This window comes from Microvirga sp. GN3 (assembly GCF_055792825.1).
Genome location: NZ_JBVVAK010000011.1, coordinates 84,565 through 111,009, shown reverse-complemented (window position 1 = coordinate 111,009; position 26,445 = coordinate 84,565). Strand labels below are relative to the sequence as shown.

The 26,445-nt window shown below is 62.9% G+C and carries 32 protein-coding genes and 1 pseudogene; 20 read left to right on the top strand and 13 right to left on the bottom strand.

Annotated features, from left to right (window positions below; all coding sequences use genetic code 11):
- Positions 1 to 110: 110 nt before the first annotated feature.
- On the bottom strand, positions 111 to 638 hold the full coding sequence (locus tag ACS5Q1_RS08335) for a winged helix-turn-helix domain-containing protein (RefSeq protein WP_473097712.1): 528 nt from the start codon (positions 636 to 638) through the stop codon (positions 111 to 113).
- A gap of 241 nt (positions 639 to 879) precedes the next feature.
- Here ACS5Q1_RS08335 and ACS5Q1_RS08330 point away from each other — a divergent pair, with 241 nt between their 5' ends.
- A complete protein-coding gene (locus ACS5Q1_RS08330) occupies positions 880 to 1,305 on the top strand; it encodes a group III truncated hemoglobin (protein WP_473097711.1) in 426 nt (141 codons plus the stop codon).
- Between the two features lie 7 nt (positions 1,306 to 1,312).
- On the opposite strand, the gene ACS5Q1_RS08325 is transcribed toward ACS5Q1_RS08330, so the two are convergent.
- From ACS5Q1_RS08325 to ACS5Q1_RS08305, 5 genes are all read right to left on the bottom strand, one after another.
- Complete coding sequence (locus tag ACS5Q1_RS08325; RefSeq protein WP_203442894.1) at positions 1,313 to 1,465, bottom strand: hypothetical protein; 153 nt, start codon at positions 1,463 to 1,465, stop codon at positions 1,313 to 1,315.
- Between the two features lie 74 nt (positions 1,466 to 1,539).
- Positions 1,540 to 2,637: a redox-regulated ATPase YchF gene (gene ychF / locus ACS5Q1_RS08320; RefSeq protein ID WP_473097710.1), complete on the bottom strand. Its 1,098-nt coding sequence runs from the start codon at positions 2,635 to 2,637 to the stop codon at positions 1,540 to 1,542.
- Positions 2,638 to 2,689: 52 nt separating this feature from the next.
- Complete coding sequence (pth, locus tag ACS5Q1_RS08315) at positions 2,690 to 3,301, bottom strand: aminoacyl-tRNA hydrolase (RefSeq protein WP_473097709.1); 612 nt, start codon at positions 3,299 to 3,301, stop codon at positions 2,690 to 2,692.
- 86 nt (positions 3,302 to 3,387) lie between these two features.
- Positions 3,388 to 4,008, bottom strand: a complete 621-nt coding sequence (locus tag ACS5Q1_RS08310) for a 50S ribosomal protein L25/general stress protein Ctc (protein WP_473097708.1) — start codon at positions 4,006 to 4,008, stop codon at positions 3,388 to 3,390.
- A gap of 202 nt (positions 4,009 to 4,210) precedes the next feature.
- Positions 4,211 to 4,750: a MarR family winged helix-turn-helix transcriptional regulator gene (locus ACS5Q1_RS08305; protein WP_473097707.1), complete on the bottom strand. Its 540-nt coding sequence runs from the start codon at positions 4,748 to 4,750 to the stop codon at positions 4,211 to 4,213.
- 94 nt (positions 4,751 to 4,844) lie between these two features.
- Here ACS5Q1_RS08305 and ACS5Q1_RS08300 point away from each other — a divergent pair, with 94 nt between their 5' ends.
- Entirely contained in the window at positions 4,845 to 5,747 is a 903-nt protein-coding gene (locus ACS5Q1_RS08300) for a DMT family transporter (protein WP_473097706.1), read from the top strand.
- A 55-nt stretch (positions 5,748 to 5,802) separates the two neighbouring features.
- Here the strand turns inward: ACS5Q1_RS08300 and ACS5Q1_RS08295 are convergent, their stop codons facing one another.
- The 3 genes and pseudogenes from ACS5Q1_RS08295 to ACS5Q1_RS08285 form a co-directional block, all read right to left on the bottom strand.
- Complete coding sequence (locus ACS5Q1_RS08295; protein ID WP_203442900.1) at positions 5,803 to 6,735, bottom strand: ribose-phosphate pyrophosphokinase; 933 nt, start codon at positions 6,733 to 6,735, stop codon at positions 5,803 to 5,805.
- Between the two features lie 154 nt (positions 6,736 to 6,889).
- Positions 6,890 to 7,411: a hypothetical protein gene (locus ACS5Q1_RS08290; RefSeq protein WP_473097705.1), complete on the bottom strand. Its 522-nt coding sequence runs from the start codon at positions 7,409 to 7,411 to the stop codon at positions 6,890 to 6,892.
- A 62-nt stretch (positions 7,412 to 7,473) separates the two neighbouring features.
- Positions 7,474 to 8,635 (bottom strand): annotated as a pseudogene (locus ACS5Q1_RS08285) (benzoate/H(+) symporter BenE family transporter).
- A 111-nt stretch (positions 8,636 to 8,746) separates the two neighbouring features.
- Between ACS5Q1_RS08285 and uvrC the strand changes: the two are divergent.
- The 10 genes from uvrC (at position 8,747) to ACS5Q1_RS08235 (ending at position 17,646) form a co-directional block, all read left to right on the top strand.
- Positions 8,747 to 10,750, top strand: coding sequence for an excinuclease ABC subunit UvrC (gene uvrC / locus ACS5Q1_RS08280; RefSeq protein ID WP_473097704.1), 2,004 nt, complete (start codon positions 8,747 to 8,749; stop codon positions 10,748 to 10,750).
- Between the two features lie 127 nt (positions 10,751 to 10,877).
- Positions 10,878 to 11,474 (top strand): CDP-diacylglycerol--glycerol-3-phosphate 3-phosphatidyltransferase, encoded by a 597-nt coding sequence (gene pgsA / locus ACS5Q1_RS08275; protein WP_473097703.1) that lies wholly within the window; start codon positions 10,878 to 10,880, stop codon positions 11,472 to 11,474.
- A 5-nt stretch (positions 11,475 to 11,479) separates the two neighbouring features.
- Positions 11,480 to 11,731: a molybdopterin converting factor subunit 1 gene (gene moaD / locus ACS5Q1_RS08270; protein ID WP_473097702.1), complete on the top strand. Its 252-nt coding sequence runs from the start codon at positions 11,480 to 11,482 to the stop codon at positions 11,729 to 11,731.
- A gap of 22 nt (positions 11,732 to 11,753) precedes the next feature.
- Positions 11,754 to 12,209: a molybdenum cofactor biosynthesis protein MoaE gene (locus ACS5Q1_RS08265; protein ID WP_473097701.1), complete on the top strand. Its 456-nt coding sequence runs from the start codon at positions 11,754 to 11,756 to the stop codon at positions 12,207 to 12,209.
- Positions 12,210 to 12,275: 66 nt separating this feature from the next.
- Positions 12,276 to 12,530: a hypothetical protein gene (locus ACS5Q1_RS08260; RefSeq protein ID WP_473097700.1), complete on the top strand. Its 255-nt coding sequence runs from the start codon at positions 12,276 to 12,278 to the stop codon at positions 12,528 to 12,530.
- A gap of 1,295 nt (positions 12,531 to 13,825) precedes the next feature.
- Entirely contained in the window at positions 13,826 to 14,794 is a 969-nt protein-coding gene (locus tag ACS5Q1_RS08255; RefSeq protein WP_473097699.1) for an extensin-like domain-containing protein, read from the top strand.
- 157 nt (positions 14,795 to 14,951) lie between these two features.
- Positions 14,952 to 15,383: a hypothetical protein gene (locus ACS5Q1_RS08250; protein WP_473097698.1), complete on the top strand. Its 432-nt coding sequence runs from the start codon at positions 14,952 to 14,954 to the stop codon at positions 15,381 to 15,383.
- Entirely contained in the window at positions 15,380 to 16,042 is a 663-nt protein-coding gene (locus ACS5Q1_RS08245; protein WP_473097697.1) for a ribonuclease T2 family protein, read from the top strand. The genes ACS5Q1_RS08250 and ACS5Q1_RS08245 overlap by 4 nt, the downstream gene beginning before the upstream one ends.
- Before the next feature lie 84 nt (positions 16,043 to 16,126).
- Positions 16,127 to 16,975 (top strand): 23S rRNA (adenine(2030)-N(6))-methyltransferase RlmJ, encoded by an 849-nt coding sequence (locus ACS5Q1_RS08240; RefSeq protein ID WP_473097696.1) that lies wholly within the window; start codon positions 16,127 to 16,129, stop codon positions 16,973 to 16,975.
- A gap of 65 nt (positions 16,976 to 17,040) precedes the next feature.
- A complete protein-coding gene (locus ACS5Q1_RS08235; RefSeq protein WP_473097695.1) occupies positions 17,041 to 17,646 on the top strand; it encodes a glutathione S-transferase in 606 nt (201 codons plus the stop codon).
- Positions 17,647 to 17,702: 56 nt separating this feature from the next.
- Here ACS5Q1_RS08235 and ACS5Q1_RS08230 read toward each other — a convergent pair whose 3' ends face one another.
- Positions 17,703 to 18,350 carry an outer membrane protein gene (locus ACS5Q1_RS08230; protein ID WP_473097694.1) on the bottom strand — a complete coding sequence of 216 codons (648 nt, stop codon included), beginning with the start codon at positions 18,348 to 18,350 and terminating at the stop codon, positions 17,703 to 17,705.
- Between the two features lie 292 nt (positions 18,351 to 18,642).
- On the opposite strand from ACS5Q1_RS08230, the gene ACS5Q1_RS08225 reads away from it, so the two are divergent.
- Positions 18,643 to 19,398, top strand: a complete 756-nt coding sequence (locus ACS5Q1_RS08225) for an SDR family oxidoreductase (RefSeq protein WP_473097693.1) — start codon at positions 18,643 to 18,645, stop codon at positions 19,396 to 19,398.
- Here the strand turns inward: ACS5Q1_RS08225 and pgeF are convergent.
- The 3 genes from pgeF to lgt are packed head-to-tail and all read right to left on the bottom strand — an operon-like array spanning position 19,388 to position 22,095.
- A complete protein-coding gene (gene pgeF / locus ACS5Q1_RS08220; RefSeq protein WP_473097692.1) occupies positions 19,388 to 20,155 on the bottom strand; it encodes a peptidoglycan editing factor PgeF in 768 nt (255 codons plus the stop codon). The two genes, ACS5Q1_RS08225 and pgeF, sit on opposite strands and share 11 nt — an antisense overlap.
- A 9-nt stretch (positions 20,156 to 20,164) precedes the next feature.
- On the bottom strand, positions 20,165 to 21,241 hold the full coding sequence (locus ACS5Q1_RS08215) for a class I SAM-dependent methyltransferase (RefSeq protein WP_473097691.1): 1,077 nt from the start codon (positions 21,239 to 21,241) through the stop codon (positions 20,165 to 20,167).
- A complete protein-coding gene (lgt, locus tag ACS5Q1_RS08210) occupies positions 21,238 to 22,095 on the bottom strand; it encodes a prolipoprotein diacylglyceryl transferase (RefSeq protein WP_473097690.1) in 858 nt (285 codons plus the stop codon). Before lgt ends, ACS5Q1_RS08215 begins: the two co-directional genes overlap by 4 nt.
- Before the next feature lie 138 nt (positions 22,096 to 22,233).
- On the opposite strand from lgt, the gene ACS5Q1_RS08205 reads away from it, so the two are divergent.
- The 7 genes from ACS5Q1_RS08205 (at position 22,234) to ACS5Q1_RS08175 (ending at position 26,444) form a co-directional block, all read left to right on the top strand.
- Positions 22,234 to 22,512: an accessory factor UbiK family protein gene (locus ACS5Q1_RS08205; protein ID WP_473097689.1), complete on the top strand. Its 279-nt coding sequence runs from the start codon at positions 22,234 to 22,236 to the stop codon at positions 22,510 to 22,512.
- 243 nt (positions 22,513 to 22,755) lie between these two features.
- On the top strand, positions 22,756 to 23,256 hold the full coding sequence (locus tag ACS5Q1_RS08200; protein WP_473097688.1) for a type III secretion system chaperone family protein: 501 nt from the start codon (positions 22,756 to 22,758) through the stop codon (positions 23,254 to 23,256).
- 72 nt (positions 23,257 to 23,328) lie between these two features.
- The gene (gene proC, locus ACS5Q1_RS08195; protein WP_473097687.1) at positions 23,329 to 24,156 is read left to right on the top strand and encodes a pyrroline-5-carboxylate reductase; all 828 of its coding nucleotides are present in this window, start codon (positions 23,329 to 23,331) and stop codon (positions 24,154 to 24,156) included.
- Between the two features lie 64 nt (positions 24,157 to 24,220).
- Positions 24,221 to 24,928, top strand: coding sequence for a TetR/AcrR family transcriptional regulator (locus ACS5Q1_RS08190; protein ID WP_473097686.1), 708 nt, complete (start codon positions 24,221 to 24,223; stop codon positions 24,926 to 24,928).
- Positions 24,929 to 24,946: 18 nt separating this feature from the next.
- A complete protein-coding gene (locus ACS5Q1_RS08185; RefSeq protein WP_473097685.1) occupies positions 24,947 to 25,306 on the top strand; it encodes a tRNA-binding protein in 360 nt (119 codons plus the stop codon).
- A gap of 74 nt (positions 25,307 to 25,380) precedes the next feature.
- Positions 25,381 to 25,779, top strand: coding sequence for a hypothetical protein (locus ACS5Q1_RS08180; RefSeq protein ID WP_473097684.1), 399 nt, complete (start codon positions 25,381 to 25,383; stop codon positions 25,777 to 25,779).
- A 44-nt stretch (positions 25,780 to 25,823) separates the two neighbouring features.
- Positions 25,824 to 26,444: an MliC family protein gene (locus ACS5Q1_RS08175; RefSeq protein WP_473097683.1), complete on the top strand. Its 621-nt coding sequence runs from the start codon at positions 25,824 to 25,826 to the stop codon at positions 26,442 to 26,444.
- Position 26,445 lies beyond the last annotated feature (1 nt).

Here is a 26,445-nt window from a genome sequence, read left to right as displayed (position 1 = left end):
TCGCCACGATGCTCGACACCTCGCGCCGCTTGCTCACCCGCCGCAGCACCGGGGTCAGCCCGCGCCGCGCCCAGGTCGTGGCCGGCCGGATCCGGAAGCTGTGGCCTGTCTCATCCACGAGCAGGAGGGTCCGGCGCTTCCGCCGCGCCTTTTTTTTTGAGCGCCACCCACTCGCGTTTGGGCCAGACCGCAATCACGAGTTCGTCGCGCTCCTTGGCCGTTGTGGCCGGACGCTGCACGCTGAAGCCGTGCGCCTTGAGCGGCCGCTCCAGATAGCGCGGATGATAGTGAACCCCGAACTCGCGCGCGATCAGGGCTGCGATGCGCTGGAGGCTCCAGCGCTCGGTGGCAAAGCCCGCCGCCATGGCGCCCCGGTCCAGGAGCCGCCCAAGGCGGGTCCAGGCTTTCTCATCCAGGCGGGGAAGCTGTCCTGGAATGGGGCAAGCCTCCCGGCCGTGCAGGCCCTCTTGGGCGAGGGTTGCCGCCCAGCGGCAGACACTGGCGCGGCAGACCCCAAGTTTCCGGGCGATCTCGGCCTGGGAGACCCGTCCCTGGTGCAACAGCGTCGCGCCTGCCAGACGCCGCTCCTCCATCTGCTCGGATGTCAAATGCGTCGGGCGCCAAAAGTCGTCATCCATCGCGCACCTCCTCACGAGGGTCGACATCGCCCTATGTTACACCATCTTCGTGAAGATCATTAAAGTCCAGGTTGACCCGGACTGGAGCTTGCGTTCATGTCCGGTCGAGCATCGGACCCAAAAGTGGATTTGCACTTTTGGGATCGATCCAATGCTCAATCCCTTGAATGGCGCATCATTCTATGCGGAAAACCGGGACCACTTTTCCGCACGATGCGCCGGATTGAGCAGGAGAGAGGCATTGGCCCATTCAGCCGCCACAGGCCGTAGCATCCCGATCATCAGCCCGGCCGAGGGCGTCTCGGAAGAGCTGATCCGGCAGCTCGTGGAAACATTCTATGACCGGGTGATCCGCGATCCCGAGCTTGGGCCGATCTTCCACGAGGAACTGTCCGGCCGCTGGAGTCAGCATCTGGCCCTGATGGTGGATTTCTGGTCCTCGATTGCACTCAGGACCGGCCGCTACAGCGGCAAGCCGCAGGCGGCGCATTTCGGCCTTGATCTCACACCGGAGCTGTTCATCCGCTGGCTGGCGCTGTTTGAAAAGACGGCGCAGGAAATCTGCGAGCCGGATGTGGCGGCGTTCTTCCTCGATCGTGCGCAGCGTATCGCGGAGAGCCTGCAGATCGGCCTCGGGATCGGACCGAAGGCGCTCCGGTTACCATAGGCTTAAATTAGCGCTCCCACCACTCAAGCTTGTCGTTGCCGCGCTTCGGGAGCAGGGACGAAATCCCGATCATGAGAAAGCCGCAGGCTACGAGCACGCCGACGAAGAATTCGGCATTGCCAAGCCCGGGAGAGACGAAGTTGTCAAAAAAAGCCTGCATGAATCACATCCTTCATGCAGGCTTTGTCGCAGAACGGTCCTGAACGGACGAAAAAGCAGCCGTTCAGGAATCTGTCAGGTATTGAACCGGAAGTGCATCACGTCGCCGTCCTGCACGGTGTATTCCTTGCCCTCCAGCCGCAGCTTGCCCGCATCGCGCGCACCGATCTCGCCCTTGAGCGAGGTATAGTCCGCATAGGCGATGGTCTCGGCGCGGATGAAGCCCTTCTCGAAATCCGTGTGAATGACGCCGGCGGCTCCAGGTGCCTTGGTACCCTTGGTGATCGTCCAGGCGCGGGCCTCCTTCGGGCCGACGGTAAAGTAGGTGATGAGGCCGAGCAGATCATAGCCGGCGCGGATCACGCGGTTGAGGCCGGGCTCCTCGAGGCCGACGGCATCGAGATAGTCCCGCTGCTCCTCCAGGGGGAGAACCGCGATCTCGCTCTCGATCTTGGCCGAGACGACGACGGCCTTGGCGCCTTCCTCCTTCGCGCGCTCGAATACGCGGGCCGAGAACTCGTTGCCCTTGTCGGCGGAGGCCTCTTCCACGTTGGACACGTAGAGCACGGGTTTGGAGGAGAGGAGGCCGAGCATCTGGAACAGGCGCTCTTCCTCGGGCTTGCGCTCCACCATGCGGGCGGGCTTGCCGTCGCGCAGCAGGGGCAGGGTGCGGTTGACGAGGTCGAGGGTTTCCTTCGCTTCCTTGTCGTTGCCCTTGGCCTTCTTCTCGAGCGCGGTGACGCGCTTCTCGAGACTGTCGAGGTCGGCCAGCATCAGCTCGGTCTCGATGGTCTCGATGTCGGCGATGGGATCGATCTTGCCCTCGACGTGCGTGATGTCCGTATCCTCGAAGCAGCGCACTACATGGGCGATGGCATCGACTTCGCGGATATTGGCCAGGAACTGGTTGCCGAGACCTTCGCCGCGCGACGCGCCGCGCACGAGGCCGGCGATGTCCACGAAGGTGAGGCGTGTCGGAATGATCTGCGCCGAGCTGGCGATGCCCGCGAGCTGATCGAGCCGCTCGTCCGGCACCGCCACGTCGCCCACATTGGGTTCGATGGTGCAGAACGGATAATTAGCAGCCTGCGCGGCCGCCGTCTGCGTCAGCGCATTGAAGAGGGTGGACTTGCCGACATTCGGCAGGCCGACGATGCCCATCTTGAAGCCCATGGCCTCACTCCTTGTCCATAGCCAGCGTATGCCGCTGGCGTTGTTCTTAAAATTACGTGGCCTTTTCTCCAGGCCGCTTCACATCTGTCCAGCCTCTCGCCTCCATGGCGAGGTGGACCTTATTCTGAAAACTCCCGTCCTCTCCCTTGGCGAGGAGGGCAGCATTATCTGCGATGATCCGGCACAGGTCGTCGACCCAGGGCTCTTCGCTTTTTCCGAAATCGCCCAGCACATGGTTCTGCACCAGTGCCTTGTGGCCGGGATGGCCGATGCCGAGGCGCACGCGGCGATACTCGTTGCCGCAATGGGCCGAGATCGAGCGCAGGCCGTTGTGGCCGGCATTACCGCCGCCGATCTTCACGCGCAGCTTGGCCGGCGGAAGGTCGAGCTCGTCGTAGAAGACCGTCACGTCATGCAGCGGGATCTTGAAGAAGTTCTGCGCGTCTCCCACCGCTTGGCCGGATAGGTTCATATAGGTCTGCGGCTTGATCAGCAGAACTTTCTCGCCGCCGATCACCGCGTCCGCCGCTTCCGCATGAAAGCGTTTGCGCCAAGGACCCGCGTTGTGCACGCGCGCAATCTCGTCCACGGCCATGAAGCCGATATTGTGGCGGTTCCTGGCGTAGCGGGATCCGGGATTGCCGAGGCCGACGAAGAGGCGCATCGCGTGGTCCTGCTCATAAGAAACGCTCCGGCCTTGCGGTCGGAGCGTTGAAGCCGATCGATGGGCTTGAACGCCCGTTCAGGCCATTAGGCCGCAGGGGGGGCGACCTCAGCGGCCGGAGCCTCTGCAGCCTCTTCCTTCAGGCCGGTCGGAGCCACGACGGTGACGAGGGTGGCGTTCTCGGTGGAGGTCGCCTTCGCGCCCTTCGGTAGCTTGATGTCGTTCAGGTGGACCGAGGAACCGATGTCGAGACCCTCGACCGAAGCCTCGATGTAGTCCGGGATCGCGTCGGAGGGAACGAGCAGTTCCACCGAGTGCTCGACGATCTGGAGCGTGCCGCCGCGCTTCACGCCGGGGCTCTTCTCCTGGCCGACCACGTGCACCGGAACCACGACCTTGATCGCCTGACCCTGCGCGAGGCGGAGGAAGTCGACGTGGACAGGGAAGTCCTTCACCGGGTCGAGCTGGTAATCGCGCGGGATGGCGCGGACCGTCTTGCCGTCGACGTCGATCTCGAAGATCGTGGTCAGGAAGTGACCGGCGAAGATCAGCTGCTTGGTCTGGTTGAAGTCGAGGGCGATCGCCTGGGCCGGCTGGCCGGCTCCGTAGATGACGGCGGGAACTTGGCCTTGGCGACGAACGGCCCGGGCGGCCCCCTTGCCGGCCCGGTCGCGCGCCACGGCCTTGATTTGCTTTACTTCGCTCATGGTCGTGGTCCTTGATAAATGGGTTGAAAAACCGATGGCCGCCCGGGTTCTGCGAAGAACCTGCCGGCGGCCATGAGGTCCGCGCCCGTGCCTCCAAGGGTGTCGAGCGAGCGCGAGGCGGCTTATAGAGAAGAACCACCCGAAATGCAACAAGTTGGCTCGGTCTCTTGGCCGATCTTCAGTCTGGCGGAGATGGAGAAGCTCAGCCGAACGGCCGCGAGGCTGTGATCGTCAATGCGAGCTTTCTCAGAAGGTCGGCCAACTGAATTTGCTCTTCCTCGGTCAGTCCCTCAAGCATGGCCGCCTCGATGGCCATATCCTCGCGAAAGGCCCTTTGCGCAAGCTGAATCCCCTCATCCGTCAACTCGACCGGCAGGCTGCGCCCGTCGCCTTCAGCAGTGGCTCGCCGGATCAGGCCGGCCTTGGCGAGACGGTTCAGGCGGTCCGTGAGGCCGCCCGATGAGATCATCAGGGAGCGGAACAGCTCTGTCGGGCGCAATCGGTAGGGTGGGCCGGAGCGAAGGAGCGAGAACAGGACGTCGACTTCCCCGCTATCCAACTCATGAGCCTTGAATACGGCCTCGATGGGCGGGCGCGCGGTTAGCGTGATCCAGCGCGCGCGGCCCAAAATCGCCATGCCACGTGTATCGACCTCCGGGAGTTCTTTTGCCCATTGGGCGCGGCGTTCGTCGATTCCATCCCGAGATGCGGCCGAGGAAGGGGGGGCAATTTGTCTTGACATCGAGATAATCGCCTATTTATCTTTGTATCAAGATAATTTCCTGCTGTGCTTCTTGCAATGCCTCGCCGTAGGAAGCCTCTCCGAAGGTGCGTCCATGATCGCAGCGCGTCTCTCCAGTGCCTCGGAATCCGCCATTGGTCTTTTGGGCCTGTGCGGTTTCCTCTTTGCCAGCCGGATCATGATGAACAAGGTGGCGCTGGATGCAGGGATCCAGCCTTTTCAGCTCGGTGTCTTCGGCAATCTCGCAGCCGGCCTCTTCCTGCTGCCGTGGCTCGCGGCCTTCCGGCAGAAGATCCCGACCGCGCCGGAGCATCTCGTGCTGTATGTCGTCCTGGGACTCGTCAGCTTCGCGGTACCGAGCGTCCTGTCCTATTTCGTGGTCGAGAGGGTAGGGCCTGCCTACACCTCCATCGTCTATTGCCTGTCGCCTCTGCTCACCATGACCTTTGCGGCGGGCTTAGGAATAGAGCGGATGTTCCTGCGCCGCTTCCTCGGGATTGTGATCGGTTTCACGGGCATGATCGCCCTGGTTCAGCAGCAGATTTTGCAGATCGATATCGGGCAGCCGGTTTGGGTAGCTGTAGGCCTCGTGATCCCGGTCTGTGCGGCAGCGGGCAATATCATCCGCTCGGCTTGGTGGCCGAAGGGCACGTCGGCGCTCGCTTTTTCCTGCGGTGCGTCGCTCAGCTCCAGCGTGATGGTGGCCCTGATGGCACCCGTCTTCGAGACGCCGATGGAGTGGCGGTTCGACGACCCCACAATCGTCTCTTGGCTCGTGGGCTTGGGAGCGATGTCGGCGCTCTCACAGGTGATGAACTTTCGCCTGCAGCAGATCGCCGGGCCAGTGGTATTCAGCCAGATCGGCTATTGGGGCACGGGCTTCGGCGTGCTGCTCGCCGCCGTCCTATTCGGAGACGTGCTGACGGCTTTGTCCTTCGTGGGACTCGCCTGCATCATGGCCGGCGGCATCCTGGCCAACCGCCGCAAGGATGCGTGATACTTTGCGAGCAACGAACGGTCACGGATTTGTCTGAGCCGTGACCGCTTCGTGGTCAGTCGAACAGGCTCGACACCGAGCTTTCCGTCGCCGTGCGTCCGATGGCCTCGCCCATGAGCGGGGCGATCGAGATGACGCGGATGTTGTGCGCCACCTTCACGGCCTCGGTCGGCATGATGGAGTCGGTGATCACGAGCTCCTTCAGTCGGGAACTGGCAATGCGCGCCACCGCGCCGCCGGACAGGACACCGTGGGTGATATAGGCGTAGACCTCCTTCGCCCCATTGGCGAGGAGGGCGTCGGCGGCGTTCACCAGGGTGCCGCCGGAATCGATGATGTCGTCGACGAGGATGCAGGAGCGGCCGGACACGTCGCCGATGATGTTCATCACCTCGGATTCACCGGGACGCTCACGGCGCTTGTCGACGATCGCGAGCGGCGCATCGATGCGCTTGGCGAGCGCGCGGGCGCGCACCACGCCGCCCACGTCGGGCGAGACCACCATGCGGTTGCCGCCGTCGAGGTGATCCTTGATGTCGCGTGCCAGGGTGGGGGCAGCGAAAAGATTGTCGGTCGGGATGTCGAAGAAGCCCTGGATCTGGCCCGCATGGAGGTCGAGTGTCAGGACGCGGTCGACGCCCGCATGGGTGATGAGATTGGAAACAAGCTTGGCCGAGATCGGGGTGCGGGCAGCGGGTTTGCGATCCTGCCGTGCGTAGCCGAAATAGGGGATCACTGCCGTGATGCGGCGGGCCGAGGCCCTGCGCAGCGCATCGGTGATGATCAGAAGCTCCATCAGGTGGTCGTTCGTGGGGAACGAGGTCGACTGGATGATGAACACATCCTCGCCGCGCACATTCTCCTGAATCTCCACGAAGACTTCCATATCCGCGAAGCGCCTGACCTGAGCCTTGGCCAACGGGACATTGAGATAGGCGGAGATAGCCTCCGCCAGCGGACGATTGGAATTTCCCGCAACGAGCTTCATGCAAGCAACTTTGGCTTCGAGTGACCGATAACACCCGCTGCGCAATGCCATAATCCCTGCACGGCTGGGCGCAAGGCTCTTAGCAGCGATATGAGACCGTCACAATACATGGAAGGCTTCCAATGTGCGGCAAGTTTGGCGTGTCGCCATGCAATCACTGCATCGCAACAGGGGGCTCCTCCCCTGAGATCTCTGCTGTCTGAATAGGTTTTTCGGGTGTGGCGGGTGTCTCGGACTTGGATGCGGTGAGGAATTCGGCGATCTCGTCCATGCTGGCCTGCGCCAGCTTCGCGAGCGTCGCCTTATCGAGATCCGAGATGGAAGCTGCAGGGACCGGGCTCGATCCGGCAAGGCGTTTGGCCCGGCGCTTCTGGGAATCGAAGACGTCCCAGACATAGGCCACCTTGGTTTCCCCGTCCTCGGTCGAGGTCGACAAATAGCCGCGGACCCGGTAGCGCGCCTCGGCGCTGGCGCCGACAAGATCGACCTTGCGGTCGGTGGCGGCACTGGTCAGTTCGTCGACAAGGGCGGTGCGGATGGGAGTCGGGGCGCCGTCGATGCTCTCCAGGGCAACCGGAACACCCTCGGGCGATCCGCTGAACGAGCCCTGGCAGGCTCCCAGAGCTGCTGTCAGGACCATAGCGGCAAGCCGCCCCACATGCTTTATCCCGGCCATGAGGGCCCCCGTTCTTGGTCTTCGTAACGAAGTCTTAAGCTTAACGGAGGCCGCCGTCCAGATCAGGCGGGCTTGCGTAGCCGAAGTGCGAGAGCATCGAGCCCAAGGGCAAGAAGGCCCGCCGCCAAGCCCCAGAAGGCAGAGCCGATGCCGAAGAGCGTAAGGCCGGAGGCCGTGACGGCCAGGGTCAGGACTGCCGGAAAGATTTTCGAGGTGTCGGAAAGGGCTGAACTCAAGGCGCCCGCGAAGGCACCCATGAGGGCAAGTCCCGCTACTGTCCGAATTAGCTCGGGAGGCAGGGCAGCGATCAGACCGATCAGGGCTGCGGCGAACGCGGCGATGATTACATAGCACAGGGTATAGAACGGCCCGACCATCCAGCGCTTGGCCGGGTCGGGGTGGGGTGTCCGGTCCGGTGCAGATTGCCGCCGAGATCGCTGCGAGATTGCTCGTATGGGCACCGAAGAAGGCCGTGACGATCGAGGCAAGGCCGGAAATGGCCAGGATCGGCCGCGACGGTGGGGTATATCCGTATGCCCGCAGAACCGCGAAGCCGGGCAGGTTCTGCGAGGCCATCGTCACCAGAAAGAGCGGAATTCCCAGGCCGATCAGGGCCGTCGGTTCCCATGCCGGTTCGATGAAGGTGAGGGAGGATAGGCTCAGGCTGGAGGCAAGAGGCTGAGCCAGGCCGCCCGCGAAGGCGAGCCCAAGGCCCACGAACAGAACGGCCAGGACCGCGAAGGCGGCATTGTAGAGGCGAACGACAAGGAAAAGACCGACCAGAGGCAGGACGAGACTGGGCGCGGCTTGCGCACTTTCGAACACCGCCAGGACAAAGCGGATGAGAATGCCTGCCAGCATGGCAGCGGCAATCGGCGTGGGGATGCGCCCGATCAGCTGCCCGAACGGCTTGATGAAAGCAGTCAGCATGATCAGCCCGCCTGCCAGAATGAACGAGCCGACCGCCGCATGGATGGAGATGCCGCTGGAGGCCGCGATCAACGCGGCACCGGGCGTCGACCATGCGGCAACGACGGGAATGCGATAGCGAACGCTGAGGATCCCGCTGATGGCCGCCGTCGCCAGGCACAGGGCCGCGACCCAGGATGAGGTCTGAGCCGCATCGGCACCCACCGCCTGGGCAGCCGCGATGATGATGGCGATCGTGCTGCCGAAACCCACCAGGGCCGCGACGACGGCTGATGTGACGATCGACAAGCGCATGATGGACTCCGCTGAGTTCTCAAGAGCTTAGCCGTTTAGACCGAATGGCAGGGCTACGCCAGTTCGTCGGCGGCACTTTCCTGAAGACTCCCGAGCCCTTAAATCTCTCCCATGAGTCGCAACACCACCAATGACGTCCCGCCGGATATCCTGGACAATGAGGAAGACGATGAGACGGTCGCCGTCGAAAGCGGCTCGGATGTCGAATTCGATCTGGAGGCCCATCCGGGCTCGGTCCAGCGCGGCACCGAGGTCATCCGGCACTTCTGGAATACCCTTCCCAATGCGCCCGGCGTCTATCGCATGCTCGATACGAAGGGCGACGTGCTCTATGTCGGCAAGGCGAAGAGTTTAAAAAACCGCGTCGGCTCCTATGCGCGGGGCCAGGCGCATTCGAACCGCATCGCCCGCATGATCGGCGAAACCACGTCGATGGAATTCGTCACCACGGCGACGGAGACCGAGGCGCTGCTGCTCGAGGCCAATCTCATCAAGCAGCTCAAGCCCCGCTACAACGTGCTTTTGCGGGACGACAAGTCGCTTCCCTATATCCTGCTCACCGCCGATCACGAGGCGCCGCAGCTCGTGAAGCATCGCGGCGCGAGGAAGCGCAAGGGCGATTATTATGGCCCCTTCGCCAGCGTCTGGGCGGTGAATCGCACCATCAATGCGCTGCAGCGCGCATTCCTGCTGCGCTCCTGCAACGACAGCTATTACGAGAACCGCACGCGGCCCTGTCTGCTGTTCCAGATCAAACGCTGCTCGGGGCCCTGCACGAACGAGATTTCGTCGGAGGATTATGCCGAACTCGTCTCCGAGGCGCGCGCTTTTCTGTCGGGCAAGTCCAACGCGGTGAAGCAACGCATCACGGATGAGATGCAAGCGGCGGCCGAAGAACTCGAATTCGAGCGCGCCGCGCGCTGCCGCGACCGCTTGGCCGCATTGTCGGCCATTCAGGGCGTGCAGGGCATCAACACCCAGTCGGTCGAGGAGGCGGATGTCTTTGCGGTCGACGAGCAGGCGGGGCAGTTCTGCGTCGAGGTGTTCTTCTTCCGCAACTGGCAGAACTGGGGCAACCGCGCTTACTTTCCGAAGGCCGACAAGTCCATGAGCCGGGAGGAGGTTCTGGGTTCCTTCCTCTCGCAGTTTTATGACGACAAGCCGGCTCCACGCCTCATCCTTCTCTCGCACGAGATCGAGGATGCCGAGCTCATGGCCGCGGCGCTTTCCACGCGCGCCGAGACCAGGGTCGAGATCCATACGCCCCAGCGTGGCGAGCGGCGCCAGCTCATCGAATATGTGCTGCGCAATGCCCGTGAGGCGCTCGGCCGGCGGCTTGCGGATACCTCCTCACAGCAGAAGCTCCTCGTGTCTCTGGGTCAGGCCTTTGGATTGCCGAAGGTGCCGAAGCGCGTGGAAGTCTATGATAACTCCCACATCATGGGCACCAACGCGGTCGGCGCCATGGTGGTGGCTGGTGCCAATGGCTTCATGAAGCAGCATTACCGCACCTTCAATATGAAGTCCGAAGATCTGAAGCCCGGCGACGATTACGGCATGATGCGCGAGATGCTGCAGCGCCGCTTCGCCCGGCTGGTGAAGGAGGAGTCGCGAGGCGCGGAAACAGATGGGCAGGCGGGCGATGATTCATTTCCCGCCTGGCCGGACCTGGTCCTGATCGACGGCGGCAAGGGACAGCTTGAGGCCGCCCGGCAAGCCCTGGCGGAAGTTGGCGTCAGCGAGGACGACGTCGCCCTGATCGGCATCGCCAAGGGCCGTGACCGGGATGCCGGGCGCGAAACTTTCTTCAAGCCGGGCGAACCGCCCTTCAAGATGCCGCCACGCGATCCGGCGCTCTATTTCGTGCAGCGCCTGCGCGATGAGGCTCACCGCTTCGCCATTGGCGCCCACCGGGCCAAACGCAAGAGGGAACTGGTGAAGAATCCGCTCGACGAGATCCCCGGTATCGGGCCGACCCGCAAGCGGGCACTCCTGCACCATTTCGGGACCGTCAAGGCAATCCAGCGCGCGGCCCTGGAGGACCTGATAAAGGCTCCCGGGGTGAATGCCGCAACGGCCCGCGCGATCTATGACTTTTTCCACGAGCGGGGATAGGCATGAATGTCGATTTCCGGGAAAGGCAGGCTGATCTCACATTGCCGTGTTTGCCGAATGACGATGGTGTGCAACCGGGGTCTGTCCGATTGACGGACGGACCGTCCTCATGCTTCCTGCGGGTGTTATGAAGACTGTTTCCGCCTTTAGCCGCTCGAAGGCTTTCAACCTTGCGAACATGCTGACCTATGGTCGGCTCGCTGCGGTCCCGGCCGTGGTCGGTCTCCTGTTCTGGCCGGAAGACCATTGGTCCCGCTGGCTGGCCCTGATCGTGTTCGCCCTGGCGGCAATCACCGATTATCTCGACGGCTATGTGGCGCGCACCTTCGCCCAGCAATCGGCACTGGGGCGCATGCTCGACCCCATCGCCGACAAGCTTCTGGTCGCCGCAAGCCTGCTCATGCTGGTGTCAGACGGGACGATCCAGGGCGTGTCCATCTGGGCCGCCATCGTCATCCTCTGCCGCGAAATCCTGGTCTCGGGCCTGCGCGAGTTCCTCGCCGAGCTGAAGGTCAGCGTCCCCGTCAGCCGGGTCGCCAAGTGGAAAACGACCCTCCAGCTCGTGGCCTTGGGCTTCCTGATCGCGGGACCGGCGGGCGAGACTGTTCTGCCCAACAACACGCTTATCGGCACGATCCTTCTGTGGATCGCCGCCATCCTGACGATCTATACCGGATGGGACTACTTCAAGAACGGCATCCATCACCTCATGGACGAGGGCTAGAGCCTATGAAGCTCGTCTATTTCGCCTGGGTGCGGGAGCGGGTCGGCCGGACGGACGAGGAGATCGAGCTTCCCGAAGGCATCGACACCGTTGCGGAGCTGGTGCGCTGGCTGAAGGGGCGGGGCGAGGAATACGAATATGCCTTCGAGAACGAAGGCATCGTCCGTGCCGCCATCGACCATGTTCACGTCAAGCCCGAGGCCCGGGTCGCGGGGGCGCGCGAGATTGCCTTCTTTCCGCCGATGACGGGCGGCTAGCTCCTGCGAGGGGCCGAACGCTATGGCAGCCACTATCCGCATTCAGGCTGAGCCGTTCGATGCCGCCGTCGAGACGACAGCCCTCACCGGAGGGAGGGCGGATATCGGGGCGGTCGTGGCCTTTACCGGCCTGTGTCGGGATGAGGGCGGGCGGCTCGCGGCCCTCGAACTTGAGCATTATCCCGGCATGGCGGAGGCCGAGATCGCCCGTATTGCCGCGCAGGCACAAACCCGCTGGTCGCTTCTCGGCCTCACTGTCATCCACCGCTTCGGCAGGATCATGCCGGGCGAGGAGATCGTGCTCGTGCTTACGGCCAGCGCCCACCGTCAGGCGGCCTTCGAGGCCGCCTCGTTCCTGATGGATTACCTGAAAACCCACGCACCGTTCTGGAAGCGCGAGCATCTTAAGGATGGAACGGTCGGAGCCTGGATCGAGGCCAAGGAGGCCGACGACCGGGCGACGGAAAGATGGCGTTAATCTGCGCTTGACGCAGCCTCGCGACAGGGTGAGCATCTTCCGTGAAATGACATACGGAGGCGTCTCATGCGCAGCGTCGTTGTCTTTCTAAGCCTGATCGCCGCAGCCCCGGCTCTGGCCCATGAGGTGCCGATGTCCCAGACGGCTCAGGCTCTTGCTCACAACCCGCTCGATTGTTATTGCCGTGCCCAGGGCAAGATGTTCGCGCCTGGGGAGAAGGTCTGCCTCAAGACCGCCGAGGGGCCCAAGCTGGCGCAGTGCCAGATGGAAATCAACGTGATGTCCTGGAGCATCACGGAAGTGCCCTGCCCGGAGACATGAAAAACGCTGCCGGGGCTCGGCAGCGTGGAGGCAAGGGAGGATCGCTTTTTCGCCCGATCCGAGGCGATAAGGTGCTGTCTTAAAAGAGACCGGTTACGACAACGAGAATATAGGAAAAGGATACGCAGACAGCCGCGATGTTGAGCTTGGACGCCCAGTCCAGATTCGATGTCAGGTTCATCGGAGCCCCTATCTCTGAAGGGGTTTGGACCCCCTCTCTGAATGGATAGGTACGCTATCAAACCTCCGCGGCCCTGAGAAGCGCCTCACAGGGGGTATAGGGAGCGTAGCAGCGGTCGATGTAATCGTTAACAAAAATTTAAGCCGTTGTTTTTCTGTGCAAAATTTTTGCGAAACTCTCGGCGAAAAAAGTTCCTGCTCAATTCTGTCGCACCCGCCGTCAACGTGAATCAGTTGCAAAAGGCGCCCGAAATTCTCGAATCGAACTCACTGGAGCACAGGATCGCGAGCGCTGAACATGCAGGAGGATCTCTTCCCTCCGCTGCGCTCTGGCGGGGAATGCACCAACTTCCACACCCTCCGCCGTCATCCCCGTCCCCGGACTTGATCCGGGGATCAGTCCCGGGGATCCACGCCTTGGGAACCGCAACGCTGCAAAGACGGGGATGGCCGGAACAAGTCCGGGGATGGATGACGCGATAGGCGCTTGGATAATGTTCTCATTTTGTTCTTGACAATGATCCTAGCATTAGCTATATCATTGCCTCAGATCTGCTCCTGGCGAGGGGCGCGCTCGCGAGGCGTCGCAGTGTGGGAGCAGGCACGGTCCCGTGCACGCACTGAACGCAGGTGCGGGAGGCCCAGGATGTGGGTTGGTGGTCGGGATCGGTCGCAGGCCGCCGTCGCGCAGACGGTCACCGCCTGCGGCGGTTGACTGAGCCGGCCTCGCCTGTCCGCCTCAACAAGCCGTGCGCGAAGAGACAGTTCGGCTCTTCCCTTCACCATCAGACATCGAGCCGGGCTGCCCGTCGCGCCACCCTCGATCAACCGTCAGGCTCGCAGCGCAGGCTGCGGGCCCCTGACTGCTGGCTCTTTGATATAGACCCATCCCCACCCACACCGTCATGGCCGGACCTGACCCGGCCATCCACGTCTTGGGAACCACAAGGGTGTCAAGACATGGATCCCGGAACAATGCCGGTGAAGATGCAAAGGGGGCCCCCACTCCTTGAATGCACATTGCCAGGTGCGATCCGTCGTTTTCGCGCGATGTGCTGAAGAAGGCGCCTTCCCCGTTGACGGGATGTTTACGTCCTTGAGCCAGTCTCGCGCCCATGCGTCGCGGGTTAGTTGCGTTTTTTGCCCTATCGCTCACCGGGCTTGGGCTCACCGGTTGCGGGCTGTTTCGGTTCGAACAGCGTGAGCCTTGGCGCGCGCAGGCCGAGGAAGCCTGCCTCTCGCAGCGCCTCGTACAGCCCTCCGCCTATATGTCTCTCAGTTCCAAGATCGATGGGCCGGGTGTCTGCGGCATGGATTATCCGTTCAAGGTCTCGGCCTTCAACGACGGTGCAGTGGGGCTCAAATCGAAGGTCACGCTGGCCTGCCCGATCATTCCCCGCATCGATACCTGGCTCAACGAGATCGTGAAGCCTGCCGCCGAGATGTATTTCGGCGTGCCTCTGGCGGACATCAAGGCCGGTTCCTATTCCTGCCGTCCTCGGAATAACCAGATGGGCGCCAAGCTCTCGGAGCATTCGTTCGGCAACGCCCTCGACGTCATGGGCTTCGTCCTGGCCGACGGTCGGGAAATCTCCGTGGTCAAGGGGTGGCGGGGAAGGGATGCCACTGAACAGGAATTCCTGCGCGAAGCCTTCGTCGGCGCCTGCCGCTATTTCACGACCGTGCTGGGACCTGGCTCCGACGCCTTCCATTACGATCACTTCCACATCGACCTGGCGCGCCACGATCCCCGCGGCGAGCGGCGCATCTGCAAGCCGGTCCTGAAATTCTCTCCGCGAATCGATCCGGAGCGCAGCCGCGAGGTTCTGCAGAGCGCCGCAGCTTTCGGCGATCTGGCGCCCGTCGATCTGGAGCAGGACGTCTCGGACGGAGAGGCCTATATCCCGCCAGCCCCTCCGCCGCCGTCTCCTGTCATCTCTGCCCCGGTTCCTCCAGCGCGCTACTCGTCCGGCGGAGGATACGCGGCCGATCTGCCGGGGCCGAACGCAGGATATTCAAGGGCCCCCGCGTCCCCATCCTATTCCCAGGCGCCGCTTCCCCCGGTGGGCCGCCCGCTCGAATAGACCTATGCTCCGCCGAGGCAGCAGGGGCGATCCGCGGGCCAGCCGATGATGCTCAACAGCCACGCCATCTATTAAACCGTAAGCGCATCTTGACCTTCGCGGGCGTCGCCCACATGGTCGCTGTTACACGGTCTGAAGACTTGGTGGAGCATTCGACATGAAGTGGCTGGCGGCTATCATCTCTTGTGCGCTGTTGAGCGCGCCTGCGCTTGCGCGTGAGATCACGCCCGCGGAACGACGGGACGAGCCTTTCGACGCCTCGCTGCCGGCCTGCGCCGATCCGTCCGTGCTCCAGGACATCAGTTCGCGATTTGCGCGCAAGGAAGGCCGGTTCTGGAATTCCGACCTCAAGCTGATCGGCTTCGAGCGCGTTCAGGAAGTCGCCTGGCGTCCTTGGGGGCTCGACTTCATTCCCCGCCGCTATTGCACCGGCACCGTGATCGTGTCCGACGGCTACAAGCGCAGGATCAATTTCTCGATCCGTGAGGATCTCGGCTTCATCGGCATCGGCTGGAACACGGAAGCCTGCGTCGACGGCCTCGACCGCAATTATGCCTTTGCACCGCATTGCAAGCAGGCGGCCCCTTGATCCTGCGCCGGTGGCTTGCCTTCGCGGGCGCCTGCCTTCTCCTGATCCTTCCTTCCGCGGCCCAGGGCCCCCGGGAGGCGAGGGGTGCCCCGATGGGGCAGTTCGACTTTTATGTGCTGGCCCTGTCGTGGTCGCCCGGCTTCTGCGAGAGCAGCGGCAGCCGGAGCCGCCAATGCGACGCCGGCAGCAGTCTCGGCTTCGTGACCCACGGATTGTGGCCCCAGCGGGAGCAGGGCTATCCCAGCTTCTGCGAACCCAATGGCCGCTTCGTTCCCCAGGCGGCGATGGCAGACGCCAGCGGACTATTCCCGGACGATAATCTGGCGCGTTATCAATGGCGCAAGCATGGGACCTGCACGGGCGAAAGCCCAAGCGGCTATTTCCGAGCGGTGCGGCAGGCGCGCGAGTTCGTGCGCATTCCCAACGGCTTCAAGTCTCTGGACAGCCGGTCCAAGGTGCTGCCGAGCGAGATCGAACGCGCCTTCATGAACGCCAATCCGGGCTTGCGTCCCGATATGATTTCGGTTTTCTGTGGACGGCGTATCTTTCAGGAAGTGCGCATCTGCCTTGCCAGGGACCTGCGCGGCTTTCGCCAGTGTCCCGAGGTCGACCGCGACGGTTGCCGCGCGGGCGAAATTACGGTCCCGGCGGTGAGATAGCGCCTGAGTCCGGTACACTGAAATGATATGCGCATCGGACCCAAAAGTGGAGCCCACTTTTGGGTCCGATGCTATAGGACGACAATGAATTATCGCCATGCCTTCCACGCCGGCAATTTCGCCGACGTCATGAAACACGCTCTCCTGGTGCGCATCCTCGTCTATCTGCAGCGCAAGGAAACGCCGCTGCGCGTCATCGACACCCATGCGGGGATCGGGCTTTACGATCTCGCTGGCGACGAGGCCGGGCGGACCGGGGAGTGGGTCGAAGGGATCGGGCGCCTGGACGAGGCCTTTCCACCCGAGGTCGAGAACATCCTCGCTCCCTATCGGGGCGTGGTTGCCGATGTGCGGGCGCGCCATGGCGAGACCGTCTATCCCGGCTCGCCCGGAATCGTGCGCGAGCTGCTGCGGCGCCAGGATAGGGGCGTGTTCGTGGAGCTGCACCCGGCCGACCACGCGATGCTGAGCGAGGCCTTCAATGAGGTCACGAATCTCAAGGTGATGCATCTCGACGGCTGGACGGCGCTTCATGCGCTGATCCCGCCAAAGGAGAAGCGCGGGCTCGTGCTCATCGATCCGCCCTATGAGAAGCCGAATGAACTGGAACGCCTCGGAACGGAACTGCTCACCGCTTTGAAGAAATGGCCGACCGGCGTTTATGCCGGCTGGTATCCTATCAAGGATGTCGGCCCCGTCGATACTGTGGCCGCACGATTGCACGAGGAGAGTCCGCGCCCGGGCCTTCGTCTCGAACTCTATGTGGACGATCCGCGCGATCCATCACGGCTCAATGGCAGTGGGCTTTTCGTCATCAACCCGCCCTGGTCCTTGAGAGAGGAGGCGGAAACGCTTTTGCCTGCACTCGCAGAGCGCCTGTCGCGCAGCGGCTACGGCGCTTATCGCTGTGAAGCATTCGGCCCCCCTGCTTAAACCGGATTGCCGATCGATGCCTAAGCGTTCATGACTCCTGCCGTTCTTCTAACAGGATGCACGTCATGCTCGTTCTCCGTTCCTCGCCCGCGTCGCCCTTCGGCCGGAAGATCAAACTCTCGGCTTCGATCCTCGGATTGACCGATCGCATTCAGATTGTCGACGCGGATACCTTGAACCCTGAGGATTCCATCCGTCAGCAGAATCCGCTCGGCAAGATCCCCGCGCTCATCCTGGAGAGCGGCGAGGTACTCTATGACTCCCGCGTGATCGTGGATTACCTTGATCATCTCGCCGGGGGCGGGGGCATCATTCCAAATGGCCCGGAGAGGTTTACCGCGTTGCGCGATCAGGCGCTCGCCGACGGCATCATGGATGCGGCCCTGCTGCAGGTCTATGAGGGCCGCTTCCGGCCGGAGGATAGGCACGAGCCGAAATGGGTCAGCCACCAGGCCGACAAGGTCCGCCGCGGCCTCGACCACGCTGAGGCCCATCTCGCACAACCCGGCCAGAATCTGCACATCGGCCAGATCGCTCTTGCCTGTGCGCTGGGCTATCTCGACCTGCGCTTCGGCGGTCGCTGGCGTGAGAGCTATCCCAAGCTCGTCGCCTGGCTTGCGGATTTCGAATCCCGCGTTCCGGCCTATGCCAAGACCAGGGTGACGCCATAAACAAAAAGGCCCGGTGTTGCCACCGGGCCTTTCGATCATCGCGGGAGCGATGGATCTTAGTAGGTGCCGAAGCGGTAGTTCAGACCCGCACGGATCACGCCGAATTCGGCGTCGCTGTCGATGCCGAAGATGCTGTTGTCGTCCTGATCGAGGTTAACGTACAGGCCTTCGACCTTGGCCGACAGGTTGTTGGTGAAGGCGTACTCGAGACCACCACCGACGGTCCAGCCGGTAGCATCGTCCGCGAAGGCGAAACCACCGGTGGCGTAGATCAGGGCGCGGTCGAAGGCCACACCGGCGCGGGCGCGCACCGTGCCGAACCAGTCGCTGCGGTTGAAGTCGTCGTCGAGGATGCCGTCGCCGTCGAAGTCGAAGCGGTCATCGCCGCCGAAATCGGCGTACTGGATGTCGCCTTCGAGACCGACCACGAACGAACCGATCTGGTAGTTGTAGCCAGCCTGAGCGCCGCCGACGAAGCCGCCCTCGTCGTTCAGGTCGAAACGACGGCCATCAAGCGTCGTGATGCTGTCGTTCGTGTTCCAGCCGTAGCCGGCGTTCACACCGACGTAGAAGCCGGTCCAGGTGAAGACCGGAACAGCAGCAATGACCGGAGCCGGAGGAGCGGCGCGAACCGGGAGGTCCGCAGCGGAAGCGGCTCCGGCAAAGCCGAAGAGAGCGACGCTGGCGAGAAGAATTTTCTTCATGGTTTCTCTTTCCTAATCGATGTCATGCGTGCCCGACCCGGTTTCCCATTGGGTCAAGCCAAGCACTGCCCGTTTATAGAGCGACAACCGGTCGAGGGCTGTGACCTGACAACCACAGCGCCGAAGACCACCGTGGCAGGATTGTGGCGGCAATGTGCGAGTTCCCCCTTGCGCATTGCTGGAGCCCTAAACGTACAGCTTGGCTGTTGGTTCGACGACAAAGCAAAAAAATGTCATTTTCTTGTCCAATGCACGAAGTGCTGTGATGTGCTTACATTTCAAGAGGTTGACCATGAACAAGGCCGCTCTCGTAACCGGCGGTGCGCAACGCATCGGGCGGCGAATCGTCGAACGGCTCGCGGCAGAGGGCTATGCAGTGGCGATCCACTGCCGCAATTCGACCGATGAGGCTGAAAAAATCGCAGACCGCATCCGGGAGGTTGGAGGGCGGGCCGCGGTCGTGCAGGGCGATCTTGCTGATGGCGATGCGGTCGAGCGCTTGGTGCCGGAGTCGGTTCGGGCACTGGGGCCGCTGACGCTTCTCGTCAACAACGCTTCCGAGTTCGAGCCGGATGAGGTCGAGACGCTCTCGCAGGATCGATGGGATCGGCACTTTGCCGTCAACTTGCGCGCCCCGGCATTTCTCGCCCGCGATTTCTCCCATCAGCTTCCTGCCGACATGCACGGCTGCATTATCAACATCGTCGACCAGCGGGTCTGGAAACTCACGCCGCAATTCTTCTCCTACACGCTCACCAAGGCGGCTTTGTTCTCGGCCACGCAGACCATGGCGCAGGCGCTGGCACCGCGCATCCGCGTCAATGCAATCGGGCCCGGTCCCACCTTATCGAACGTGCGCCAGGGCGATGAGGATTTCGCCAAGCAGAGCGAGGCAGTGCTGCTGGGGCACGGCGGCACGCCGGACGAGATTGCCGATGCGGTGCTTTATCTGGCGCAAGCGCGCAGCGTCACTGGCCAGATGATCGCCGTCGATGGCGGCCAGCATCTCGCCTGGGAGACGCCGGACGTGGTCGGCATCAAGGAGTGAACGCGATCGCGGAGATCAGCCGGCCGTAATCCGGTTCCTTGCGATGGGTGGTGCGGCGATAGCTGAAGAACCGCTCCTCGTCGGAATAGGTACAAAGGCCGAGATCGGTAAAGGCTCCGATCCCTGCCGCTTCCAGGCGCGCGCCGATGAAGCCGGGAAGGTCGAACATGGCATGGTCCGATCTCTCGGCTTCCTTAAAGAAGCGCTCGTGTCCGGGCGCTTCTTCTGCGAAGCGCTTAATGAAGTCGGGACCGACCTCATAGGCCCTCTGGCTGATCGTCGGCCCAAGGACAGCGACAATGTTCGAGCGTCGGGCGCCGAGTTTTTCCATCGCCTCGATGGTGGATTCGAGCACGCCGGTTACCGCGCCGCGCCAGCCCGCATGGGCTGCTCCGAGCACCCGCGCTTCCGGATCCGCAAACAGCACCGGCCCGCAATCCGCCGTGGTGATGCCGAGCGCGAGGCCGGGTGTTGCCGTGACCATGGCGTCCGCCTTGGGGTGCTCGCCATGCCATGGACCTTCGACGATGACCGCATCCGGCGAATGAACCTGATAGACGCTGATCAGGGCATCGGGGTTGATGCTCAGCGCCTCGGTCATGCGGCGGCGGTTCTCCTGCACCTTCGCAGGCTCGTCTGATGAGCCAATGCCGCCGTTGAGGGAGGCATAGATCCCATCGGACACGCCACCCTGGCGGGTGAAGAAGGCATGGCGGATGCCGGGCTGGGAGGCGAGGGCGGGCGCTTGAATGAACATGGCTCGATCTTAGGAAGAGGGAGACAGGGCGGGCAATCCGGGGACGGTTGCGATCGCCTCATGTGTAACGGCTAAAACCTTAAACAGATCACCCATGCCGGTCGGCCCGCGTTCCGTCAGCCGGGCGAGCGCGTGGTCGATACCGGCGGCCTGTGCGGGCGTGGCGCGTGCCTTGAGAGCGGCGGCTCTGGCCTCGACGCCGAGTGCCTGGAGAAAATCGCCCTGGGTGACGATGCCATGCGCCCGGGCTTCCCCGGCAATTGCGGCCTGGGCGAGGCGATGGAAGTCTACATGGGTGGTGAGATCGGCCTCTCCCGGCTCCTCCAGGGGATCGGCGAATTTGTGCTCCTTGAGCGCCTGCAGCGTATCTCCAAAAGCCGGGCCCCAATAACCATAATCGAGAATCAGCGCAGCGCCTGTATCGTGCTTCAAACGCCGGGCGAACTCGCTCATGACGTCGATGGAAGCAGCCGGCCATTCGAGGATATCGCCGACGCGCGGTGGTTGGCCGAGAGCAGGTTCCGGCTCCGGCCGCAGGCCGAAGATCAGGCGCTCGTCGTCGAGACCCACGAGCCGCTCACACCAGCCGCGCTCGGTGCCGACGAATTGGCGCATGGGCAGGGCATCGAAGAACTCGTTGGCGACGAGAAGGGTGGGGCCGGCGGGTACATCCTCGATCCGGTCGTGCCAGTGAAGGGAGAAGCCTGATGGGGTGAGGGCTTCCTGCTGCTTCCGCCTTAAGGACGGACTCGTCTCGACGAGATGCACGGTGGCGGCGTTCTTGAAATCAGGCAGGAGCTTTGTCGCCCGCAGCAGATCGGCCATGAGCGTACCGCGTCCCGGCCCCAGCTCGACGAGCCGGCATGGAGCAGGACGGCCCTTCCCGTTCCAAACCTCCAGCATCCACAGACCGATCAGCTCGCCGAACATCTGGCTGATCTCGGGAGCCGTGGTGAAATCGCCGCCTGAGCCCAGCGGGTCGCGGGTGGCGTAGTAGTGCCTCAGACACAGGCTCATGTAGCGCTCGACTGTGATCGGGCCCTCGAGCGCGATCATCTCGCGCAAGATATCCTTCAGCGGCTTCACGCGGCCTCAACGGTCTTGGAGGGCCGCGTATAGCCGCGCACGGCCATGACGATGACGCCTGCACCGACGAGCGCCATGGGGACGGAGAGCAGCATGCCCATGGTGATGCCGCCGCTGAGCGCCTGAACCGAGGCGCCGAACAGGAAGCCGAGTTGTGCATCCGGCTCGCGGAAGAACTCACAGACGATGCGGGCCACCGCATAACCCAGCACGAAGATGCCGCCGAGGAGACCAGGACGCTGGAAACTGAAGCGGCGGGCGGCGATGGCCATGATGATGAAGAGGATCAGGCCTTCCCCGAAGGCCTCGTAGAGCTGGCTCGGATGCCGCGGCTCGGGACCCGCATGGGGAAAGACGACCGCGTAGGGAAAGTCGGGAGCGGGACGGCCCCAGAGCTCGCCGTTGATAAAATTGGCAATGCGGCCGAAGAACAGGCCGATGGGCGTCACCACCGCCGCCATGTCGAGCATGGCGAGCGGGTTGAGCCCTCGCGAGCGGGCGAAGAGCACGATGGCGAGCACCGCGCCGAGGAAGCCGCCATGGAAGGACATGCCGCCACGCCAGATCGCGAAGATCTCCAGCGGGTGCGTGAGATAGGAGCCCAGATTGTAGAACAGTACGTAGCCGATCCGCCCGCCGAGCACGACGCCCAGCGCCACCCAGACGATGAGGTCGTCGACATCGGTGGGCTTCGGCTGCTTCAAGCCGCCCCAGAGATCGGCTTTGGCCGCGAGGCGCTTGGCGTAGAACCAGCCGCCCAGGAGGCCGGCCACATAGGCGAGCGCATACCAGCGGATCGCGAAGGGGCCGATGGAGATCGCCACGGGATCGATGATGGGAAAGGAGAGCGGCATGAGCGGGCCTTGATCGAACGGGTTGCCATTGGACCCGCCAGGCGTGGATCGTCAACCCTGTTGCAGTTTGCGGCGAATGCGCTCATGTGTGACATTCCAGGGCTTTAAAAGCCCGTCGAATGCTGCGGATTTGCCCCCATGACCCAATCATCCAACCGGATCTTTGATGAACTCGCCCGCTTCGCCACCGATGCTGCCGGGGCGGCGCAGGGTGTCCGGCGGGAGGTCGAGAGCGTGGTCCGCAGCCAGTTCGAGCGTCTGATCAAGGACATGGACGTCGCCACCCGCGAGGAGGTCGAGGTTCTGCGCGAGATGGTGACGGCAGCCCGCGAGGAGAACGAGAAGCTCGAAGCCCGGGTGAAGGAGCTTGAGGCGAAGCTGGCTTCCTCCGGTCGCAAAAGCCACGCGACGCCTTGATCCAAGCGGGAATCCGGTCTGCGCCCGGTGCGGGTCTCCTGTTGTGGACAGATGAATCCGGCGCATTGTGACAGAGGTCGAAATCTACGACTGTCGATTCATGAGCTGATTCGAGGCCGTGGCGGCGGAATCTCCGAATATCGAAGTATTCTGAGTACTTCTTCCGAATAAGGTCCGGGTCAACGCAATGGTATTGCCCGGATATGTTTACCATATTCAGGCAATTGAGCGTCCAGGATCGACATGCCGCAGATTCATCTTGAAATCGATCGCTCGGAACATCCCCTCGATGTGGTTGAGCGTCTCGCTTCCCTGCGGCACTGGATCTTCGACCGGGCCGAAACGGATGAGATGTCCATCTCGGTGGCGGGCCGCTGGGCGGATTACGACATCGCCTTCACGTGGATCGAGGACGTGGAAGCCCTGCATGTGGCCTGCGCCTTCGACCTCAAGGTGCCCGAGCGGCGGCGGCAGGAGGTCATCCAGCTCATCTCCGTCGTCAACGAGCAACTCTGGGTCGGGCATTTCGACCTATGGAGCACGGAAAACGTCGTGATGTTCCGCCATGCCCTGCTGCTGGCGGGCGGGGCCGATCCGACAGATGGGCAGTGCGAGACCATGCTCCGGGTCGCGGTCGAAGCCTGCGAGCGGTATTTCCAGGCCTTCCAGTTCGTGATCTGGGCCGGCAAGTCTGCCCGAGAGGCTCTCGATTCTGTCCTGTTCGAAACCGAAGGCGAGGCTTAAACCCGCCTCGACAGGGCAGGGCAGGCGTGAATAGAGTGCGGCCTTCCCTCTCCATTCCGTCAGGTTAAGCCCATGCCGTCGAACATGTCCCATCTGCCGTCATCCCTCATCCTCGTCGGCGCCGGCAAAATGGGCGGTTCCATGCTCGAGGGTTGGCTCAAGGTCGGCATGAGGCCCGAGGGCGTGACCGTTACCGATCCGCGCCCGTCCGAGGAGATGACGCAGTTCTGCCGGGAGACGGGAGTCGCCCTGAATCCGGCCAACCCTACCGCTGCGGACGTGCTGGTGCTGGCGATCAAGCCGCAGATGCTGGACGACGCCGCGCCCGCGCTCAACACCTGTCTCGGGCCGCAGACCCTGATCGTCTCGATCCTCGCCGGCAAGACCATCGGCGACCTGAAGAGCCGGCTTCCGGCCGCCGGCGCCATCGTGCGCGCCATGCCGAACCTGCCCGCGAGCATCGGACGCGGCGCGACAGGAGCTGCGACCAACGACCAGGTGAGCGAGACGCAGCGCCTGATGGCGGACGCGCTTTTGAGCAGCAACGGCATCGTCGAATGGCTGCCGTCCGAAGACCTGATCGATGCCGTTACCGCAGTGTCGGGTTCCGGTCCGGCCTATGTGTTCCATCTCGTGGAGTGCCTCGCCGAAGCGGGAGCGGCTGCCGGATTGCCGCTGGACCTGGCGCAGCGTCTCGCGCGCGCCACGGTGACCGGGGCAGGGGAGCTCCTGTTCCAGAGCGATCTGCCGCCGGCCACACTCCGGCAGAACGTCACTTCGCCCGGAGGCACGACTGCCGCCGCGCTGGAAGTCCTCATGCGCGATCCGAACGGTCTGAAGGCACTCATGCGCGAGGCCGTGGCAGCCGCCAAGCGGCGGGCAGAGGAACTTGCGGGCTAATCTTGGGAATGCTGCTCTCGGCCCCTAGATTAATCCTCAAAGGAAGATGCTCAGGAGGTTGGTCGTGACGGCAGAAGCACCCACGGATAAGAAAAAGGCTATCGTCGAATCGCTCATGGATCTGGCCGCCCGGCGCCCCTGGCATGAGATCGAGATCACCGACGTCGCGAAGGCCGCCAATGTGTCCCTTGCCGAGTTTCGCGATCTCTTTCCGTCGAAGGGCGCCGTACTCAGCGCGCTGTCACGCCAGATCGACCGGCAGGTGCTGGAGGGAACGACCGACGATCTTGCGGGAGAGCCCGCGCGCGAACGCATCTTCGAGGTATTGATGCGCCGCTTCGATGCGCTGCAGCCTTATCGGCAGGCCCTGCGGCGAGCTTTCCAGGATCTGCAATACGATCCTGTCGCGATTGCCGCCCTCAATCAGGCCTCGCTCAATTCCCAGCGCTTCATGCTCGCGGCTGCCGGCATCAACACGGAAGGGCCACTTGGAAAGCTGAAGGTCCAGGGGGCTGTTCTCGTCTATGCCAACACCATGCGCACATGGCTTGACGATGACGATCCGACGCTCGCCAAGACGATGGCGCGGCTCGACCGCGAACTACGCCGCGCCGAGCGCATCCTGGAAGGAGCCGAGGATCTGCGGCGCTTGAGCGCGCCCTTGCGTGCAGTCGGACGCGCCCTGATGCAGGGACGCAGATCGACACGTACGGGGACACGCCGCGCGAGCGAAGACAACGGCGATACGCAGAATCCTGCCGCGGCGATCTAAAAGAGGTTAGGGGCAAAGATGGATCAGGTGAGTTCGGCAACAGCGCCCATCACGTTCGACGATTTCCTGAAGGTCGACATTCGTGTCGGCCGCATCGTCGCTGTCGAGCCGTTTCCACAGGCGCGCAAACCGGCATTCAAGCTTACCATCGATTTCGGCCCCGAGATCGGCACCAAGCGGTCCTCAGCGCAGATCACGGTGAACCATTCGCCGGAGGATCTCGTCGGATCGCAGGTGATGGCGGTGGTGAATTTCCCGCCGCGCCAGATCGGGCCGTTCATGTCGGAGGTCCTGACGCTTGGCGTGCCGGATGCTGATGGTAATGTGATGCTGATCCGCCCAGATCGCGATGTGCCGGTGGGCGGAAGGCTGTACTAGATCGACACGAGGAGATCATGCGGAGCCTTCACCGTCTTATCCTCGGTGCCGCCTTTTCCTCCATCGTTTCAGCGATGGCCAGCGCTCAGCCTGTAACGGGCGATCAGCACACATCCCTTTTGGATGTGCCGGTTGCGGATATGAAAGTCGTCGCGCCGGATGCTTATGGCAGTGCATCGTCCCTTGCGGCCGGTGGTGCTTCGCCGCTCGACATTGCGCTGGCGATTGCAGGAGAGTTCGAGGGCACGACGCAACATATCGTGCAGGCGAACGAAGGTGGCGAGGTACCGTCTTCGACGAAGATCACGGTGTTGCGCGACGGCCTTCTGGATGATTCCGTAAAAGGAGAGCGATGGGACATCGCTCTCGACCGAACCGCTGCAGGCATCTGGAGCATTCGCGAAGTGAAGAAGTCCTGGCGTTGTCGTCGCGGGGCACAGATGGATCGGTTCGCGGCACAAGTTTGTCCCTGACGGCAGAGAAGCATTCCTGATTTCACTCAACGTGAGGCATGCTCATGAAGAGGCCCTATACAATCCTCTGGATCGTTTTCGGCGCGGTGGGTTTAGTCTCAATGGTTGGGGTTTGGGGCAGAGCCGCGCAGGCTCAGAGCCCTTCTTTCTCCTGCGACAAGGTGCAGACCGGCAGCATCGAGGAGATGATCTGCACTGACAGCGCATTATCGTCACTCGACCGCAAGCTGGCCGACGTTTATGCGGAAGCCTCCCGCAAGGCGGTGAACGAGCAGACGCCCGTGCTGCAGGCCGAGCAGCGTGGCTGGATCAAGGGGCGCGACGAGTGTTGGAAGAGCGGCGACAGGCGCGGATGCGTGGAAGGGGAATATAAGCGCCGCATCGCCGAATTGCAGGCGCGGTATCGACTTGTCTCCAGCATCGGCCCCGTGATCTTTGTCTGCGACGGCGATCCCCGCAACGAGGTGATCGCCACTTTTTTCCAGACCGATCCGGCGACGCTGATTGCCGAGCGCGGAGACAGCGTCTCGCTGATGTATGTGCAGCTCTCCGGAAGTGGCGCCCGCTATCGGGGGCGTAACGAAAGCTTCTGGGAGCATCAGGGCGAAGCCCTGGTGACATGGGGCTATGGCGCGCCGGAGATGCACTGCAAGAAGGTGCCTTGAG